At 47.5% G+C, this 16,433-nt stretch carries 11 protein-coding genes and 1 tRNA gene; 2 read left to right on the top strand and 10 right to left on the bottom strand.

The window, feature by feature from the left end; translation table 11 throughout:
* Positions 1–35 precede the first annotated feature (35 nt).
* Positions 36–110: transfer RNA gene (locus AC506A_RS30290), tRNA-Gly, on the top strand.
* Between the two features lie 113 nt (positions 111–223).
* On the opposite strand, the gene AC506A_RS30285 is transcribed toward AC506A_RS30290, so the two are convergent.
* The 7 genes from AC506A_RS30285 to AC506A_RS30255 all read right to left on the bottom strand — a co-directional run bounded on the left by AC506A_RS30285 (position 224) and on the right by AC506A_RS30255 (position 7,675).
* Positions 224–877, bottom strand: a complete 654-nt coding sequence (locus AC506A_RS30285; RefSeq protein ID WP_495464722.1) for a hypothetical protein — start codon at positions 875–877, stop codon at positions 224–226.
* Positions 861–2,375, bottom strand: coding sequence for a type IV pilus biogenesis protein PilM (pilM, locus tag AC506A_RS30280; RefSeq protein ID WP_495464721.1), 1,515 nt, complete (start codon positions 2,373–2,375; stop codon positions 861–863). Before pilM ends, AC506A_RS30285 begins: the two co-directional genes overlap by 17 nt.
* 16 nt (positions 2,376–2,391) lie before the next feature.
* Positions 2,392–3,147, bottom strand: coding sequence for a prepilin peptidase (locus tag AC506A_RS30275; RefSeq protein ID WP_495464720.1), 756 nt, complete (start codon positions 3,145–3,147; stop codon positions 2,392–2,394).
* Positions 3,148–3,216: 69 nt separating this feature from the next.
* Complete coding sequence (locus tag AC506A_RS30270; protein ID WP_495464719.1) at positions 3,217–3,708, bottom strand: type II secretion system protein; 492 nt, start codon at positions 3,706–3,708, stop codon at positions 3,217–3,219.
* A 26-nt stretch (positions 3,709–3,734) separates the two neighbouring features.
* The gene (locus AC506A_RS30265) at positions 3,735–4,943 is read right to left on the bottom strand and encodes a type II secretion system F family protein (RefSeq protein WP_495464718.1); all 1,209 of its coding nucleotides are present in this window, start codon (positions 4,941–4,943) and stop codon (positions 3,735–3,737) included.
* Positions 4,943–5,992: a type IV pilus twitching motility protein PilT gene (locus tag AC506A_RS30260; protein ID WP_495464717.1), complete on the bottom strand. Its 1,050-nt coding sequence runs from the start codon at positions 5,990–5,992 to the stop codon at positions 4,943–4,945. Before AC506A_RS30260 ends, AC506A_RS30265 begins: the two co-directional genes overlap by 1 nt.
* A 12-nt stretch (positions 5,993–6,004) precedes the next feature.
* Positions 6,005–7,675, bottom strand: a complete 1,671-nt coding sequence (locus tag AC506A_RS30255; RefSeq protein ID WP_495464716.1) for a GspE/PulE family protein — start codon at positions 7,673–7,675, stop codon at positions 6,005–6,007.
* 364 nt (positions 7,676–8,039) lie between these two features.
* On the opposite strand from AC506A_RS30255, the gene AC506A_RS30250 reads away from it, so the two are divergent.
* Positions 8,040–13,220, top strand: a complete 5,181-nt coding sequence (locus AC506A_RS30250) for an Ig-like domain-containing protein (RefSeq protein ID WP_495464715.1) — start codon at positions 8,040–8,042, stop codon at positions 13,218–13,220.
* Between the two features lie 68 nt (positions 13,221–13,288).
* On the opposite strand, the gene AC506A_RS30245 is transcribed toward AC506A_RS30250, so the two are convergent.
* Genes AC506A_RS30245 through AC506A_RS30235 form a run of 3 tightly spaced genes read right to left on the bottom strand, consistent with a single transcriptional unit; the run spans position 13,289 to position 16,413 of the window.
* A complete protein-coding gene (locus tag AC506A_RS30245) occupies positions 13,289–15,148 on the bottom strand; it encodes a hypothetical protein (protein ID WP_495464714.1) in 1,860 nt (619 codons plus the stop codon).
* Between the two features lie 19 nt (positions 15,149–15,167).
* A complete protein-coding gene (locus AC506A_RS30240; protein ID WP_495464713.1) occupies positions 15,168–15,794 on the bottom strand; it encodes a pilus assembly FimT family protein in 627 nt (208 codons plus the stop codon).
* Positions 15,778–16,413, bottom strand: coding sequence for a type IV pilus modification PilV family protein (locus tag AC506A_RS30235; RefSeq protein ID WP_495464712.1), 636 nt, complete (start codon positions 16,411–16,413; stop codon positions 15,778–15,780). The genes AC506A_RS30240 and AC506A_RS30235 overlap by 17 nt, the downstream gene beginning before the upstream one ends.
* Between the last annotated feature and the right edge of the window lie 20 nt (positions 16,414–16,433).

Below are 16,433 nucleotides of genomic sequence, written 5' to 3'. Positions count from 1 at the left end.
GGGTTCAAGTCCCTCTACGCGCACCATATTTACTTGCGGAAGTGGCTCAGCGGTAGAGCATCGCCTTGCCAAGGCGAGGGTCGCGGGTTCGATTCCCGTCTTCCGCTCCATCATTACAACATTCAAGCCCGTATCTCAGATATCTGAGATACGGGCTTTTTGCATATTTAGAACTTAAAAAGCCGCTTCCCGTCACGCAATGACAGAGAGGCGGCTTATTCTTCTACTGCTCGTCAAAAGGAAGAATGACCTTGTTTACAAGCGGTTCGTAGGATGGATCAAAATAGGCGGTATACACTATATTAGCTGAAATGGGTTTGGTACTAGCGTTAATGCTGCCTGATTTGGCTACGTCGAACGAGTCGATGGAGATAAGTCTTGGCAGCTTCTGCAGCTCTTCGATATATCGGAGGACATCGGTGTAGCGGCCTTTAATGACAGTTGATACTTTAAGCTTCTTCACGTTAGGGCCTAATGGACTGCTGCCTTCTGTGCCTGCTGTGGTCGTCTCGCTTTCATTCTCGCCAGTAGCCGTTTGATCGCCATTACGATCAGGCGTAAAGTTCGCGGTTAACGTTTCAGCGCCGGTGACGGATTCAATCTGCTGCAAATCAAGCAGAAGCTGTTCTGTATTATCCCATAGCGGCAGCGCATGCTGAACGTTTACTTTGGAGAATTCGTCGCTTGCTTTCTTCTTCTCAGCGATCTTCTTGTTCAGTAGTTCGTATTGGTTGTTGAGACTTTCAAGTTCGATTTGCTGCTTGGTGATCTTATCCGTAGATGGTTTCAGCAAGTAAGTATAGATAGCAAACATGACAAGGAAGAGCAGGGCAAGAAGGAGTATGGTCAATGAACGGTTTTTAGTTAGTTGTTCCATTGTTATCCTCCTCATTCGACTTCATCTTGACGCTGAATGTAGCCGTATATGGTTTAGAGACCGATATCTCGCCATCCGTGCTCGTTGTTGCCGCAATCTCTCCTTTAGACATGCTCTGCAGGCCAGCGTCCTGTGTAAAGGACATGCGATGCAGATCAAACAAGTATCGGGACATATCCTTCATCGTATCGAAGCCGGCACTGATCGCAATCTGGCCTTGCTCCGTGTAGCCCAGCGTACGAATTTCTGCACCAGTCGGCAGTTTATGCTCCAGCTCTTTTACAATCGCGACGACATCTTGCTGATGCTTCTTGATGTTCTCGATTTCTGTGAGTGGATTGGACTGGCCTTGAGCTGCTCCTGTCGATAATTCATTTTGCTTTAATACGATTTGATCGTTTAGGGCTTGAACCATGTCTTTATTTTCGGCGATTTCGGTGTGGTTGCTAATAAAGCTGTAGACGATCAGTGCCATAATGAGTACCCAAGCAGCTAGAACGCTTGTAAGAACGAGCGGAATGAGCCTTGCTTCATGCTTCACCTTAGGAAGCAGGTCAATGCTGAAAGTAGGATCCTTTGGCAGTGCCAAACCGGCTGGGATAAGGTAAGCGCCATGCTCCTCCTTCAAGGCTCCTGGTTCAAAGGCATGGAAGTCAGCTTCGTGAATGGAGATATCTGGCTGTGAATCGCGCAGTACTGTAAGCAATGACTCCTGAGCGGCAGTGGGACCTGCGATAATGGCTTTCGTAATTCGAGAAGCCCCTTCATGTAAACCGAATTGATAGAAGTTCAGTATCCGGGAAATTTCGGCACTAAGATCCGATAGTTGGAACTCATTTAATTGACCGGGAAGATGGTCGCCATTCTCGAACAGGTTGATGGTACGCATGAAGATGGGGCTGCCTTCGTGGAACATGAAGATCTCAAGACCCGATTCTCCAATGTTGATGACCATCGTTTCACTTGTCTTCTCCGATTGTTGAGCGAATAGAGCCTTCAATAAGGCAGCTGCTGGGAAGGCGACAGCTTTGACACGTAACCCTGCATCCTGCATAAGATCGATTGAAGTTCGGATCCACTTAAGTGGTGCGGCGAAGATCAGAACATGGGTGCTTGTCTCATCCTTGCCGATCTGAAGAAAGTCATAAATTGGATCTTCAAAAGGCAAATGAAGCGTCGTTTCAACCTCGAGCTCGATCAAATGACGAAGCTCCTTGGCATTGGTCGTAGGAATACGCATTTTGCGAACAATAATCTGCGAGGTCGGAACGGCTAACGTGACCGATGCACCGCCGAGCTTCTCGCGAAGAATCCATTTTTTGAACAGAATTCGGATGGAGTCGATATTGATAAATTGATCATCGACAATGGCGCCATGCGTTAGCGGTAGATGACCGCTTCGGTCAAGCTCCCATGCTTTCTTCTTGCGCAAGGCGGCGAAACGGAAGCCGGTTGGTTCAATTGTGAGACCGATTTGTTTGGAGCCAATGGTTATCATCTCTATCACATCCTATTTAGGTGATTATGTTCAGATACCCATCGATCAGCAGATCTCCGAAGCAATAAGCAGCAAGTGTGCCTAAAGCGAGAAACGGACCGAAGGGAATCGGTTGTTTTCGTTTAACAATACGAAGCAGCTGCAGCATGCCTCCGATGATAGAACCAGCTAGACAGGCTAGCAGCATAGCAACAAGAATATGTGGGAAGCCAACGACTAAGCCGCATACGAAGAATAATTTGGCGTCGCCTAATCCCATTTGTCCACGTGAGAGAAGATTGACGAGTAGCAGCATACCTCCGCCAACGATTGCGCCTATTAGGTAGTGCCAGAGCGGCTGTTCATGATGGAGAATTCGTGAGAGCAGAAGTAAAGGCAGGAAGAACAAAAGTACTTTATTCGGAATCAACATGTATTGGAGATCAGAAACCGTTATGATGACGGATAAGCTGACGAGCAGCAATGCGGTTAGAAGCTCTATGCTTACGCCTAGCTGTACATACATGAACATGAACAACAGACCGGTAAGCATTTCTCCCAGAGGATAGACGGGAGAAACTGTCGTACCGCAGTGGCGGCAGCGACCTCGTGCAAACAGATAGCTGAATACGGGGATTAAATCACGTTTTCTAAGCGTTGTGCTGCAACTTGTACAATGTGAGGGCGGATGTATGATCGATAGTTTAGCAGGTACGCGCAAGCCCACGACATTGAAGAACGAACCGCATACAAGGCCGAGGATGAAGAAGTAGATAGCTAGTGCAACCGTCATAGAGCATGGCTACTTTCTATATGAAATGAAGAGAGGAACCGGAACGAATCCGGTTCCTGTGTAGGAGCATTAAGGTGTTGCTGGAGCTGCTGTAGTTATTACAGTTCCTTCGCCTGCCAATACCTCTGTGCCCTTATACCAATGATTCACATGAGTTGGAGTAGTACCATTTGTACCTGTATCAAGGAATACATAGAGCAGATCGCCGTCTGGTTGATACTGTACAGTACCAGCAATAATTGTATCTTTCGTACTAGGTAAAGCAATATTAGACTCTAGATAACCTTTTGCAACCATTTGAGCAATTGTTACACTTACGCCAGTTGTAGTTGTAGAAGTAAAGGCGCCGTTTGACTCATTAGTAATATATAGTCGAGCAGCATCATAAACTTGGCGCGCCGTCTGAAAGTCAGATTTATCCTTGGATTTACTTAGGATATTACCAATCAAGGGAATTGCAATCGCTGCAATAACTCCAAGAATAACGATAACTGCAAGTAACTCAATCAGAGTGAACCCTTTTTCTTCTTTCTTCACGCGACTCAATACATTTTCTACCATTTTAATTCCTCCCTGAATTTTACTTTCTAACCCATTTGACCATATAGACTGAACATAGGCAGCATGATCGCTGCTACGATGACTCCAACTACTCCGGCAAGAAACACGAGCAATAAGGGTTCAATAAGTGATTTCATACGATCGACTGTATTCTCTACATCCATCTCGTAGAAATCAGCGACCTTGGCGAGCATCAAATCTAGTGAGCCTGTCTCTTCACCAATCGCAATCATTTGGGTGACAAGCGGTGGGAATACCCATGACTTCTTAAGCGGATCGGAGAGTGGATTGCCTTGGCGAAGGGAATCGCCCGCACTGCGAATGACTTTCCCTACAACACGGTTCGAGACGACTTCCTCGACGATGGACAGAGACTGAAGCATCGGAACCGAGCTGGCATAGAGCGAGGACATCGTCCGTGACATTTGGGCGATGACGCCCTTCTGAGAGAGCTTCCCGAAGATAGGCATCTTTAGCTTCATATAATCGATGACATAGGCGCCGCCTTCGGTGCGTTTGGCTGTAATAAAGCCGATCACGAGTAGTGCGAGAACAAGCAGCCATAGATACCACTGGTTCTCGATGCTTCTGCTTACCGCCATAACGATCTTCGTAATGGCCGGCAGCTCGGCGTCCATGGATTCAAACATACTAACGAATTGGGGAACGACCGCTTTGAGCAAATAAACGACGGCTGCAATCGCAAGGAAACCGACAACGACAGGGTACGTTAAGGCAGACTTGATCTTCTCCTTGGTCGTGTGCTGCTTCTCGAAGAAAATAGCCAGTCGCTCGAGCGTGCCTTCCAGATCACCGGACTCTTCGCCTGCGCGGATCATATTGGTGAACATGGAAGGGAAGATGCGCTTATGCTCCTGAACCGATTGAGAGAAAGCATTACCGCGAAGCAAGCTGGAATGAACCTCTACCAATGCTTTCTTAAGCGGCTTACTCTCCGTTTGCTGAGCTAGAATGCCGGTAGCATCGAGAATCGTGACGCCCGCGCGGATCAAGGTTGCGAACTGGCGGCAGTAGATGATGAAGTGCTGCATCTTAACCGGATTACCGATGTAGATGTCCATCGACATAATCGTGTTGCGATGTTCATCTACCGAGAGGACGACAAGTCCGCGTTTACGAAGCTCTTCGACCGCGGTCGATTTGTCCATCGCAGACATCTTGCCTTTGAGCATCTTGCCGCTGCCAGTCTTGACGTGATAAGCGAATTGAGCCATTAGTAGGCACCTTCAGTCATGTACACTTTCGCTGCGGCAGGGTCAACACGTCCTGATTGCAAGAGCTCTTTGATCGAGGCGTCGAGTGTATGCATGCCTTGTGCACGGCCTGTTTGCATGACGCTCTTGATCTGATGAATCTTCTCGGTACGAATCAGGTTCGCGACAGCAGGCGTATTGATCATAATTTCCGTTGCACATGATCTGCCTTGTCCACCGGGGCGTGGCAGCAGTCGCTGCGAGATAACTCCGAGCAGAACAGCCGCTAACTGCGTTCGGATCTGCCCTTGCTGGTGGGAAGGGAAGGCGTCGATGATTCTGTCAATTGTTTGTGGTGCATCCGTTGTATGTAGGGTTGCAAAAACCAAATGGCCCGTCTCCGCCGCAGTCACTGCTGCTGATATTGTCTCCAGGTCGCGCATCTCACCGACGAGAATAACGTCCGGATCCTGCCTAAGCGCGGCGCGCAGCCCATTGCTGAAGCTCTTCGTATCGTTGCCGACTTCACGCTGATCGACAACGGAAGCAGAATGGGTGTGGAGGAACTCTATTGGATCCTCCAGCGTAACGATATGTTTCTTCTGTGTGCGGTTTATGTAATCTATCATGGCTGCCAGAGTTGAAGATTTGCCGCTGCCCGTCGGGCCGGTAACAAGGACAAGCCCTTGATGCTTATTGGCCAACGACTCAATAATAGGTGGAAGCTGCAGCTGCTCTAGTGAAGGAATGCGGGTCGGAATCGTGCGAATCGCGATGCTGACTTTGCCTCGTTGGCGGAATGCATTGATGCGGTACCGTGAGTAGCCTTCCAGCTCATATGAGAAATCGACTTCGCCGGCTTGGTCAAAATGCTCCAGCTGCTCCGTGCTGAGCAGGGCCGTTGCCATAGCTCTTGAACTCTCAACGGTAACCTCGCCCTCTCCCAGTCGATGGAGCGTGCCATGTACACGCATAACAGGCGGTGAGCCGACTGAAATATGAAGATCGGATGCTTTGCTCTCATGCGCCTGCTTCAGCAAGTTTGTAATCTGTTCTAAGGCCTGGGTCATAGTCCAGCCTCCTTATGAATGGGATACTGTCTCTCGCAGCACTTCCTGCAGGGAAGTAATGCCTCTGACCGCCTTCTCCAGTCCATCATCCATGAGCTGGATCAATCCGTTCTTCTCTGCCGCTTTGCGCAAGTCTTCGATGGAACTCTCTTGACCGATTTGCTGGCGAATGATGTCATTGATGCCGAGCACTTCATGAATCGCGACCCTGCCGCGATAGCCGGTTTGATTGCAGGTACCGCAGCCTGTTCCTTTGTATAGCTTGTCCGCGTGAAGGCCGTGATTTTGCAGGAAAATGGTTTCCTGTTCAGAAGGTGCATACTCGCTCACGCAGTCCGGACAGACGCGCCTTACGAGCCGCTGTGCGACTACACCGACCAATGAAGATGCAATTAGGTATGGTGCGATACCCATATCTCGGAATCTTGTGATGGAACTGACGGAATCGTTCGTATGCAGCGTCGACAGAACCAAATGTCCAGTGAGTGAGGCTCGAATGGCGATCTCTGCCGTCTCCGAATCCCGAATCTCACCGACCATGATTATGTTCGGATCTTGACGGAGAATGGAACGTAAGCCGGTTGCAAAAGTAAGTCCGATCTGTGGGTTTACATGGACTTGGTTAATGCCTTCAAGCTGGTATTCCACCGGATCTTCAACAGTAACGATGTTAGTGTCCTCATTATTCAGATGCTGCAGGGCAGAGTAGAGCGTTGTTGTTTTACCGCTGCCTGTCGGCCCTGTGATGAGAATAATGCCGTAGGGAACCTCGATCATTTGTTTAAAAACATTGTGGTTATGCTTGCTAAAGCCAAGTTGATCGAGCGCCTTTACGCCAACGCTTAGATCGAGGATACGAAGTACGATTTTCTCGCCGTGGATGGTTGGCAGCGAGGATACCCGAATGTCGATTGTCTTATAGTCAACCTGCATCTTCATTCGGCCGTCTTGCGGCAAACGACGTTCGGCGATGTTTAGTTTCGCCATAATCTTAAGTCTCGCTGTAATGAAGCCTTGCATTTGCTTAGGGATCACTCTCTCGGTTCGCAGCACGCCGTCAAGCCGGTAGCGAATGTTTACATTGGTCTCACCCGGATCAACGTGAATATCGGAAACCTGAAGCTGTACAGCCTGTTGAATCATCTGGTTTACAAGACGAACAACGGGTGAGTCTTCATCCGTAATTTCGGTCTCACGTATTTCATCGGCAGTAGGCAGCTCGCCCATAAGCTGTGACATGGAGTCCTGCAAGCCATAATGCCTTGCAATCGCCCGTTGCAGTTCGTCTCTGCCGGAGATTGCCGGTTCAATTCGGAATCCGGTAGACATTCGAAGCTCTTCGATGGCAAAATAGTCCAGCGGGTCGGCCATGGCAACGAGCAGCTTGCCGCCTTCTTTATGAAGTGGTATGGCTTGATATCTGCGGGCCATACTCTCGGGAATAATCTGCGTAATTGAAGGTTCAATCTGATATTTGAACAAACTGACATGTGGGATGCCCAGTTGAAATTCCAATACCTCGAACAGCTGCTGTTCAGTTATGTATCCTTGTGTAATGAGCAAGTCGCCAAGCTTCTGCTTCGTCTTGCTCTGTTCCCGCAATGCCTGCTGCAACTGTTCTTCGGAAATGACATTGCTCTCGATGAGGAGGTCGCCCAGCCGCTTCTTCTTCACGGTACTCATCTCTACCCATCCCCTCATGACAAACTGTATCAAAATCTCTCTTTTTGCGACAGAAAATAGGACTAGGTACCTATAAAAGGAGGCCTAATGACTACCGATTCGTGCCGTTGGTATGAGAAAATCTAGCAAATTTTGCTTCTGATAAGGTAATTATACACACACCTAGTTCTATTAGACAATATGGGATTTTTTTTAACATATTTATCTATTTTTCTTCCGGAATTCTATGTATAATATAGTCAACTGAGCGTAGTCCTTTAGAACTGTATCAAATTGTAGCAAAGGAATACCTAGGACAGGGGAGAAAGCTATGGATACGAGAAAGAGTACTAGGATGAATAGGAGAGTAACTAAGAGGCTGAAGATGAGGTCTCTAGTAATCAGGCTGCTCTTTATTGGCATGATTACGGCTCTAATTATCATACCAGGACTTTATTTGAAGGATGCGTATGCGAACGGGACGGTCTATTATGCTATCAAAGCCGATACGAAGTTCATAACGATAGGTATTGATAATGTGTTATCCGCTAGTGTGACAAGCATTGGCACGTCAGCAGAGCAATTCGAGCGGATCCAGAACAGTGACGGTACATATTCGATAAAATCCAAATCGACCGGCAGATATGTGACCGCTACAAGGACGGACAGAGCCTTGGCGGCAACCGCTTCTACAATTAGCTCAAGTGAGAAATTCAGCATTGTTGATGGCTATTTAGCAGCTACTATATCTAGCACTAAAAGGTATGTGAAGCTGAATTCGACTACGAAGGAGCTCTATGCTTCTGTTTCCGAGTCAGAGAAAAGTACGGCAACGAAGCTGAGCTTCACCGAAAATGTAACTAAGTTTCTTGAGATTACAGATGGCGGCGGAACGTCTGACCTTCAGCCCGTACTTGGATCACTGCCGAATATTTCAATCGATACCATGAGCATGAAACGATTTGTCGCACTGCGCGGCGAGCTTGATGGCAAGTACGATGGAATCTATATCGGCAAAGGCACCTTCAACCCGACTAAAGTAGCGAAGACAACTTCGAGCGGACGAGCCGCTGCGCATGAGACGAAGGGCTTGGAGAACGATATTACAATGCTTAAGGCAAGCGAGATTGTTGATGATTTTATTACCAAAGGACAGCCTGTTTATATTTATAATGATTCCGTTAATAGGAGCGGTCTGTTATTCCAGAATACAACGGGGAATTTGTACAAAACGTTTGCGCCTTACTCATCAGCTGGCAGAGATAATGTTGTCTTTCTGAAACCGACTGAATTGTCCAGATTGGCCGACCTAAGCAATCAAACAAATGGTTTGCTGAAGCAACGACCAAATCTTGTGTTAAGCGGTCAACCAACCTCATATCTCATCAACTCTTCCACTCTATATCATGCCGGAGATACGTTGTCCTTTCAGTTCAACGTTCCGAACTATGATAGATTCGGAGACGGCAGATTAACGGCAAATTTATATCTTGGTCTTGACCAAGCAATAACGTTCGGCAATGACCAAATTGTTGCTTCATCAATTGTGTCGAATAACAATGTGGATAGTGAAATCTCGTACGTGTTGCCTAAAGGCTATTCGGGTCTCTATTATTGGAAGCTCGAAATCGTAGATCAAACTACTAAATTAAAGAGCTATGAGACAGGTGTCTTCAGGTATCGCGATCAATTGACTAAGGTGCGCGTGCTCCAAGTCATGCCGAATAATTCGGATACGAGCAGCTTGAAGAAGAGTACAAACTTGACCCAATCGTATTTGCAATCAACCGATGAATACGAGATTGACATCACGACGACGACGTTTAATACTTTCAATACCATGAGTAAAAGCAGTCTAAACGGAACCTATGATATGCTGATTTTTGGCTTTGCAGATACCTATAATTCAAGTGCCAGTATTACCGTGGATACAGCGAATGCCGTCAATAATTTTATTAGAACCGGCCAAAGCGTAATGTTCACGCATGATACTGTATTCTCAAGCAGCGAGACGGATCGAAATACTTGGATTGACCAATTCCAGCAAACGACCGGACAAATTGAGCCTTGGACGAATCTTGGTCTTAGTGCGCCGAACACGTCGAGAGCCGTGAAGAAGGTCAATGACGGGCTGCTCAATCAATTCCCGTTTAATCTGAATGCCTCGACACCAGAGGTAGCACTAACGCATAATCAATACTTCACGCTTGACCTGGAAGATGAGACGGTTGTGCCGTGGTACAACATCATTGGCTCAAACCGTGATGAGGATGACAGTTGGAACCACTATTACACCTATTCCAAAGGGAATGTGACGTACTCCGGTACAGGGCACACGAACACCAACTTTCCAATGTGGGAACAGAAGTTGTTCGTCAATACGATGTATCGCGCTTATATGGGTTCCAACCATGCGCCAATGTTGACAGTGTACAACCCGCTTGATTACTCGTCTTCGAAGGATAACTTCATACCGACTTATCAAAATATTAACCTCAGCTTTATGCCGGAGGATTACGATTTTGTGGATCGCAACTTAACGGTTTCGATCAAATATTCGTATAATGACGGTTCGGGAGTGAGGACGGTAACGCTGCCGAATACAACGGCTGTCTCAGGTTCCACGATCAACAAAGAGATTGTGAACCCCTTCACTGAAGATGGTGATCTCACCATTGAAATTACGGTTACGGACAAGACCGGCGCAAAGATTACGAAGTCGATCCCGGTAAAAGTGAAGAAGGTTTCTTCCAACTTAACCGTCAAACGTACGATTTCCGGACTGACCTCTGGTTCGGAGCTGATGCTGGATAAGGGAACATCGACAACGATGACGTATACGGCAACGCCTAATGCGATTGCGAAATCCGGTTCTGTCGATGTGAACGCTTTGAAAATTAAGGAGATTGCTTTCGCGGAGACGCTGCCTGCAGGACTTGAAATTGTGGGCACGCTGCCTACAGGTTTAACGAAGAGCGGCGATATTAACAGCGGGTATAGGCTCAGCGGTAATTTAAGCACCATTACGTACGCACTTGCTGCAAATGGACAGAGCTACACGGCTTCGCCTTTAACTTTTGATATTACTGTGAAACCGATGGTTACAGGCACGCTGCCGCTGAACAATTCAAGCCTTACGTTCAAGGATGTAGGTCGAACTCAGTCGACGACGCTTCCTTTCGATACGTATTCCATCAATTCCATTGTTCGACTTACCAACTTAAGCATAGGTCTCAATGATATTACACTGGTGAATAAGAGGGATAGCTCCGGCGCCACCGTGTATGACACGGCGACTATCATCCCAACCTTCTCGCCTACGGACGCAACGCCTAAATTCAATTGGACCTCATCGAATCCGAATGTCGCGACCATCATTACGACAGTTGCAGGAAATGGCTATGTCACTGGGGTATCTAGAGGCGTAACAACCGTAACGGTAACAGATATGATTACGGGGAGGACAGCGACCGCGCAGGTCACTGTATTGGAGTCGGGTCTGAACATCATCGGCGATGATACGGTAACAGCCGGTATGGGGATCAACCTCTCAGGCGGTCTCATTAAACCAAGCCGTGAAACGGTAAGCAGCATCAAGTGGACTGTATTCCGTCCAGAGGATGGGTCACTGAGCACAAGTGATAATTGGCAAACCGTGCTAACGGGTCTCAAAGCAGGGAGAGTCACAGTCACATTACTAGTGACGACCACGTACGACTCGACGATCGATGGATCCAAGGTGACGACCGCTTATGAAGCGACAAAGGATATCACGATCACGAATCCGGTCCTATCCTTAACAGGTGCGAATTCGCTGACAGTAGGCGATACTGCCACGCTTACCGCAGCCTTGAAGAAGTCACTAACCAATAATACGAGCATTACGGATGACCGGGCGATACAGAGCGTGACATGGGGGGTTACAGATTCTACGATGCAAAATCTTGTAAGTCTTCCTTCTTCTACAGGGAAGCAGCTTACGAATGAGCTTAGGGCACTTGCTCCTGGTAGCGTCACTGTCGTCGTTTCGGTAAGACTGCTCGACAATACCGTGCTCACGAAAGAATTGGCGATTACCATTGATAACCCTATTCTTTCATTGTCATTGTCAGGGGGAGAAAGAACCGTTAGCGTAGGTGATATAACGCAGTTGACTGCTGACTTGCAGAAGTCGTTATCGAATTCCTCGACGATTTCGGACTGGGGCAGTATGGTGCAGGGGAATATCACGTGGAACTTGATTGGGCCAGGTGCAGATAAGTTGGTGGAGTTATCCACTGCCGCAGCTAAGCAGACCGTGAATACGTTGAAGGCCAAAGCCCCTGGTCAAGTAACGGTTAGAGTTTCGGCGACACTGCTCAATGGTACACCGCTAACCGCGGATTTAATCATCACCATCCAGGAACCGGTCCTAACCTTAAAGGGACCAAGTAGTGCGATTGGTATAGGTGAGAAGCAGCAGCTGACAGCAGAACTGCACAAATCAGCGACGAATTCGGCGGTCATTACTAATGATAGTGTCATTAAGAGTGTTACGTGGAGTCCACCGGGGACGGATGCTAAGATTAATGACGTTACCCCAACAGACAAAGTGTTTACGAATGAGCTTAAGGCACTTTCTCCAGGAGAAGTAACCGTAACCGTAACCGTGAAGCTGCTCAACGATCGAGAGTTCCCGGCGAAGCTTACGATCACGATCGATGAACCGGTCCTAACGTTGACGACAGATTCAAGCTCAATTGGAAAAGGCGATGTCGTTAACTTAGGTGCGGTATTAACACTATCACCGATTAATCACACGAAGATAACGGATGACAGTGTCATTAAGAAGGTAACATGGAGTTTGAAGGAGTCGGACGCAGAGGAATTCGGCAGTTTAGCTTCTGCAGGAGATTTGTATAAGAGAAAGCTCAGTGCGCTTGCATCAGGTGATATTACTGTCGTCGTTTCTGTGGAGCTGCTCGACGACACGCCGCCGATTAAGAAAGAACTGCCAATCGTAATTAAGAACCGTGCTACAAGCATTGGCGGAAGTACAAACGTTCGAGCGGGCAATTCCATTAATGATCTTGTCATTAATTGGGTGGGTGCTGCTGGTAAACCAGACTTCACGTACACGCCGCAATGGACGCTGGCCGACGAATCAGCTTCAACGAACATTACAGCTAAGAGCAATGATACTGCGAGCTTAACGACAGGCTGGAATGATGGAGCGACGGTAACCGTTGTTGTGAAGGTCATGACACCGGCTGGAGTCGAACTAACAGCTCAGAAGCAGATCAATATCGTGAATATCTTACTTCCGGATTCCGTGCCGCAGCTGAAGCAGGGACGTACGATGGATTTGGAAGACAGTAAGGTGCTCAAGATCCTACCTCCTAACCTGCGAAGTACGATATTGCCTGGATTGGAGTGGCAATCTGCTAACAACAATATCGTGACTGTAACGCAAGATGGGGTCATAACAGGAAAAAGTAAAGGCACGACGACCATCACTATGTTTGATAGCACGTATGGCATTCAACGTACCGTCACTGTAACCGTAATGAATAGTGATAAATATTAAGATTATTAAGATAGAAAAAGCCTTATCGCCAGCGTATGCTGGGCGATAAGGCTTTTTCTATGAGACGATTAATCATGTACCGGAAGCAGCTTCTTCTGGCCGATGTTTACTCTTATTTTGTTAACGCGCGGTAGTCCGGTTAATTGGTTTTTAAAAACATTCTGATCGTAATCGATAACGAAGCGCGCCTGTTCCTTTTCGAGATTTCTCTGATCCTTGAAGTCTAGTGAAATCCCGTTGGGATCGGTGGTATTTCCAAGCACTGCATTTATCGTAATGCCATCTTTGGCGAAGAAGCCGCCATGTATCCAGAAGAGTGATCCTACGCCATACAGTTCAGCTTTCTTATCTGTATAGAAGAAGGCATCCAACGTATTAAGGCTTGAATTAGAATAACCACTGCCGAGCTGCTGGAAGGAATCGACCCGATAAATATCAATTGGGCCGTTGGCGATCATGACTAGCCCTTTCTCGTTCATTCCACGTATCTGGGCATCCATAATTTCGTTCGTTTCGGTCTCTTCCAACGAGAAAATGGTAGAGTCCATCTCCAGATTGCCTTTCAAAATCACCTTGCCTTTGACAAGAATATTGGCCCGGATCGGAATCGTGGAATGCGGGTTATTGTTCTGAATGGTCAAGTCGCCGTTAACGACGAGCCAGTCATGGGTGCCTTTGCTATTATAGTTAATTTGCTTTAACTGATCGCCAATCGTTAAATTACCTTCTACGAAGTATGCGCCTGATAATCCGCTTAACTGACCATTAAGGTCGCTCATCGCTTGATCGTATCTGGCTTTCTCCAAATTGTAAGCATCCGTTTCCTCGCTCGTAGCACTGCCAGCTGGCAATGACGGAGCCGTGGGAGGGATTAGCAGTTGGAGGGAATTGAAGCTTCTCAGTTGATTCAGCAGCGCGTCTTCAGGAGTAGGGCTTTTCTCGTAGGCATCCGACATTATTTTGCGCGATGATAAAGGGACTCCCGAACCAAGTGAGTCAAACGCTTTATCGACGAAGGATTGCGCTACGTCAATGGAGATAAACTTCTTCGTCTCCGTTAACTCGATCTTGGAATCCAGTTCGTGAAACTGAGGATCATCTAAGTTCAGAAGCTCTTGGTGATCACCGTTGTCGGGATAGATGCGATATTTAATTTTGTTTTGCGACTTAATCTGGATTTTACCATTGCCGATGTCATCGCCTTCCGCCACATAAATCCCATCTAAGGCTGATGAGTCTGCCGGGTCGACATATAGAAATTGCGTTTGTTCAATGAGATCTGCGTCGTTGTAGGTGTATTCCGCAAAATTCTGGATTAGCAGCTGATTGCCTGCATAAATGTTACCTCTAAAAGCAGGTGCGCCGTTAATAATGACATCACCTTCGGAGCCCATTGCATATTTGAGGAAATCAGGGAAGGTATCCAGCGTCACGTCTTGAACGAGATCGCGTTTGACTCCATTGACCTCGGCATCTGCGGTTACTCTGAGTGTAGTGAGGTAAGGCTCATCATCGGCTTGACCCGATTCGCTTGTTTGATTCGGACAATACGTATCTTTCTTAATGGGGTCCTCGGTTGTCCCGACGATACAAATGTTTTGAATTCGATATTCTGCCTTCTTGGCAGGATCCAGCTCGGAGCCATCGGTGCCACGTACCTCATAGTTGAAATCCATCACAAATTGTTCTAAATTCATCGTCAACTGCGACGGGCTGATCGATTGGTTATCGAAGCGTGCCATAACGTGTGCCATCGCTTCACTAAGCGCTTTGTCTGCGAGATGGATGGTCTGTAGATTATCCTCTGACTTCTGTGTCCGTGTCGCTCCCCCAATTGTTGCGCCGAGTACGGCGACCCCAATCAAGGTGAAGAGCAGCATCATAAAGACGACAAGGAGAAAGGCAGAACCTTTTTCTTCACGAATCATGCGTCATCTGCCTCCTTTTCTAGAATCCGAAACGACTTTCGAGGTCGAGATCGTAGTCTCTGCCGCCGTAAGGTTGGCGAAGTTTCAGTTTAATCTCCAGCATTCCGCTGCTGCAGCCGGACTGATCGTTCAAGCATTTTAATCGGATGAAGGAGTCATTATGGGATGTAGCCTCCTGACCCAGATCCAAGGGAACGGAATTGGGTACAACTACGGATTCAATCGCAACCTCGCGGTCCCCGATAAACAAGGCGTTCTTGCCAGAATCATTCGACTTGATCGTGATGACTTCTTGAAGCGGGGCATTTCCCGAACCCGTGCTGTCTTCTGTGGCAACCTTTGGGAGAGTTAGTGTAATGGATTGTCTCAGGTTAGCGTTTGTCTGTACTTGGGAGATCCGGCTTGGCCCGACGCGGTACAATTCCGTAATTATGGAAGACATGAGCAGATCGCCTTCGTCTCGCAGCGTATTCTCAATGCGAACCTTGTTATATGTATTAAGGCCAAATGTAATGGAGGAGTAGATAACACCCATAACGACAGACAGTAACGCCAGTGTAGCGATAAGCTCTACCAATGTATAGCCGCCTTCTGCTTGTTGACCAAACTTCATCCGCTGCCGTACATGGTTAACGAATCGATTCATCGGTTATATACCCCTCCACTTCCGTGCTTTCACGTTTACTCGGTTCACCATCGTCGCTGTTTGATTGAGCTGCGACCACTTCAACCTTGATCGGGAGCAGGTATTTGCCGATATTTCCAACCGGCGTATCGCCATCAGGATCTTCATTGGTTGCCTCGGTTGAGCTAATTTCTTCATACAAGCGATCCTGATAACTAATCGTCACTCGGTAAGCCATCCCGTTAATCTCCGGATTCAGAATATAGTAAAGTGACTGAGAGTCGGTAAAGAGTTTCTCATATTGCAAGCAAGAGCCGCTGTCCTTCAAACATTCATCTGAATCAATGATATTTCGATCCTCGCCAGGGCCGAGCGGCTGTCCGATCTTGAAAAATGTAGACATCTCGTCAAAGTCGGATTGCTTCTGCATATAGAAGAGCGTGTTTCGCGCCAGATTGATCATGACGGTCTTGTTCTGATTGCCCTTGGCATAGGAGAGGGCATGGACAAAAAAACCTGTCATCGCAAGTCCGGCAACGGAGAGGACGATGAGGCAGGTTAATATTTCGACTAAGGTAAATCCGCCTTCTCTGGATGGTTCTCTAGATGGATGCTGCCGATTGGCTGCTCTCATAAGCAATCACGGGTCCCTTCGCTTAT

Source organism: Paenibacillus sp. N22P23 (assembly GCF_059383735.1).
This window is presented reverse-complemented; position numbering and strand designations above follow the sequence as displayed.